Raw genomic sequence first — 2932 nt, 5'->3', positions numbered from 1 at the left:
CCTCATCCAACACCTTGATACAAGCATCGATCATTCCTGGGCTGCCGCAGAGGTACGCTTCACTATTGGCACCTTCACTCACCATCCTTCTCACCACATCAGTGATAAGGCCGACCTCCCCATCCCAATTATCTTCCTCTTGCGGTTCGCTGAGTGCGGGGATGAAGGTGAAGTTCGGCATCTTCTCTTCCAAAGCCCGCATCTCATCAAGCAAGAACAGGTCTCGTTTTGAGCGAGCACCAAAGAAGTAAGAGGCTTTTCGTGTAATACCTTTTTTCTCCATGTCAAGCAACATCGATTTGATCGGGGCCATTCCCGAACCGCCAGCGATGAAGATGATATGCTTATCGGTCTCACGGAGGAAGAAGTCACCGTATGGTCCATTGATGATGATCTCATCCCCTTCCTTGAGATGTTGATGCACGTAGGTGGTACAAATACCGTTCGGCACCAGGCGTATCTCCAGCTCCACATGGTTTTTGTCATCTGGAGAAGAGGCCATGGAGTAGGCACGGTAGACTCTCTCATCGGTCAGCTCATATTCAGGAACCTCAAACTGGATATACTGTCCAGCTTTTGCAGAAATCTCGGCTGGTTCTTTCAAGCGAAGTCTTACTTCCTTGATATCATGGGTCAGGTCCCTGATACTCTCTACAGTTGTCTTGAATTCCTTGACCAGGAAGAGTTCCTCAGGGATAACGATGGCGACATCCTGTTTCACCTTGAACTGGCAGGAGAGTCTTACGTTCTTTTCCTTCTCCTCATCGGATATCCAGGGTAGCTCCGTGGGGAGGTAGTCTCCTCCTCCACTGACAACCCTTACCTTGCACATTCCACAAGAGCCACGTCCTCCGCATGCTGATGGGATGAAAACCCCCTCCTGGTTGAGGGCTTTAAGCAATGGCTGGCCTCCTTGGACTTCCAATTCCTTCGAGCCATCATTGATCGAGATTTTCACCACACCATAGTTTCCAATGGTTGCATCTGCAATTACCAGCAAGATTGCCAGGAAGACCGAGATGAGGCTGATGATCCCGATACTGATCAGTAGTGTTACAATCATCTCTTCCCCCTTAGGATATGGCGATCATGCCGGAGAATCCCATGAATGCCATGGCCATGAATCCAGCAATTACCAAGGTGATTCCCGGGCCTTCCAGTCCTGGGGGAATCTTGGCGTTCTTGAGTTTCTGCCTAATCCCTGCCATCGCGATAATGGCGATGAACCATCCAATTCCGCTTCCCAGTCCAAAGAAGAAGGAGGTCAGCAGGGTATACTCCCTGATAACCATGAAAAGACTTACGCCCAGGATTGCACAGTTAACCGTTATCAGCGGGAGGAATATGCCCAGTGATTGGTACAGCGGTTCACTGTATCGCTCCAGTGTCATCTCAGTAAGCTGTACAAATGCAGCGATAACAATGATAAACACAATGAACCTGAGATACTCCAGATTGTATGGAATAAGCAGGTACTGATACACAATCCAGTTCAGGGGAGTGGTCGTTGCCATGACAAAGATGACTGCCATCCCCAGCCCGGTAGAAGTCTTCAGTTCCTTTGAGACTGAGAGGAAGGAACACATCCCCAGGTAATTGGTAAGGAGGATATTCCCGGTAAAAATTGAGGCAAAGAAAACAGCAAAGGGCATCAATGAATCAGTCATTCTTGGCCTCCTTCATGATTTTTTCTCGAATAATCCAGATAATGATCGCCAAAACGAAGAAGCCGCCGGGTGGCATGATCATAATGGACCAGTTTGTCCACCAGGAGCCAAGGATCTGGAAACCCCAAAGGCTTCCTGTTCCCAGCAACTCTCTCACGAATGCGATTGCCAGCAACACATAGGCATAGCCCAAGCCGGAAGCCAATCCATCAACCAAAGAGAGCATGGGTTTGTTCTGCAAGGCAAAGGCCTCGATCCTACCCATGATGATACAGTTGGTGATGATCAACCCAACATAGGGACCAAGTTGCTTCCACATCTCCGGGTAAAAGGCTTTAAGGACGATATCCACGATGATGACGAAGGTTGCAATCACCATGGTCTCCACCATCATTCGGATTCGTGATGGAATATAGTTTCTCAGTATTGAAATGGTCAGGCTGGAGAGAGCTGTGGTGAACATCACCCCCAAGGTCATGACCATGGTATTCTGCAACTTGTTCGTTACTGCAAGTGTGGAGCAGATGCCTAGGATCTGGACAAACACAGGGTTGTTCTTTCCCAGTGGTTCCATAAACGTTTTTCGTAGCAGTTTACTGGCCATTCTACTCACCTCCAATGATTCGTTTTGCATCATTTGCAGCACGGTTTGTGATATTCTTGAAGTACTCTGAAGTGCGGGTAGCCCCGGTAATGGCGTCCACCTCGGTTGGCGCATCGGCTGTACCTTCTTCAACCAACGTGAAGGGGGCTTGCTTTCCTCTGAACTGTTCAGTAAACCAAGGTTCCTCGATACGAGCCCCGAGACCTGGGGTTTCATTTTGGCTTACAATGGCGATGCCTGAGAAAGTACTCAGATCTTCCTCAAATCCTGCCATGATGGTAATGGCTCCCCACAGTCCTGGACCTTCCACGGGGATGATATAGCGTTTTCCACTATCGCTGTCTGCAACATAGTACCCATCATGTTCCTCTATCTTGCTCTGGAACGCTTCCTCAATCCCTTCAGTAGTGTTCTCAAATACAACACCACCAGCATTGAGGATTGCCCTTCTGGTGAATGCAAGTTCGTTCGCTGTTGCCCTATCCTCGGTAGCGAGCTGCAGGCCGGAGGTTATAAGGATGCAGAAGAATGTAACTGCGAACATGAAGAGGAGCGGGTAAATACGCTCGCTGTAGAACGTTCTTTTTGCTTTCATGCTTTTCCTCCTTCTGCCTTCTTCAGCTTTTTCTTTGCCTTGGCCCCTTTAAGCAGGGTATCGAGC

General features: G+C 48.8%; 4 protein-coding genes. All 4 read right to left on the bottom strand.

The window, feature by feature from the left end:
* The coding region (locus JF818_RS10290) for an NADH:ubiquinone reductase (Na(+)-transporting) subunit F (RefSeq protein ID WP_198891924.1) at positions 1 to 1063 on the bottom strand (1063 nt) is incomplete at its 3' end.
* Positions 1064 to 1073: 10 nt separating this feature from the next.
* Positions 1074 to 1667 (bottom strand): NADH:ubiquinone reductase (Na(+)-transporting) subunit E, encoded by a 594-nt coding sequence (locus tag JF818_RS10285; protein ID WP_198891923.1) that lies wholly within the window; start codon positions 1665 to 1667, stop codon positions 1074 to 1076.
* Positions 1660 to 2271: an NADH:ubiquinone reductase (Na(+)-transporting) subunit D gene (locus JF818_RS10280; RefSeq protein WP_198891922.1), complete on the bottom strand. Its 612-nt coding sequence runs from the start codon at positions 2269 to 2271 to the stop codon at positions 1660 to 1662. Before JF818_RS10280 ends, JF818_RS10285 begins: the two co-directional genes overlap by 8 nt.
* A gap of 1 nt (position 2272) precedes the next feature.
* Positions 2273 to 2866, bottom strand: a complete 594-nt coding sequence (locus JF818_RS10275) for an FMN-binding protein (RefSeq protein ID WP_198891921.1) — start codon at positions 2864 to 2866, stop codon at positions 2273 to 2275.
* Positions 2867 to 2932: the final 66 nt, after the last annotated feature.

Source organism: Sphaerochaeta sp. S2, assembly GCF_016406725.1.
GTDB lineage: Bacteria > Spirochaetota > Spirochaetia > Sphaerochaetales > Sphaerochaetaceae > Sphaerochaeta.
Note: the sequence above shows the minus strand (reverse complement) of the source record. Positions and strands in the feature narration are given on the sequence as shown.

Coding starts and splice junctions, on each gene's coding strand:
- JF818_RS10285 (WP_198891923.1), bottom strand. CDS start 1,667: ATGACTGATTCATTGATGCCCTTTGCTGTTTTCTTTGCCTCAATTTTT.
- JF818_RS10280 (WP_198891922.1), bottom strand. CDS start 2,271: ATGGCCAGTAAACTGCTACGAAAAACGTTTATGGAACCACTGGGAAAG.
- JF818_RS10275 (WP_198891921.1), bottom strand. CDS start 2,866: ATGAAAGCAAAAAGAACGTTCTACAGCGAGCGTATTTACCCGCTCCTC.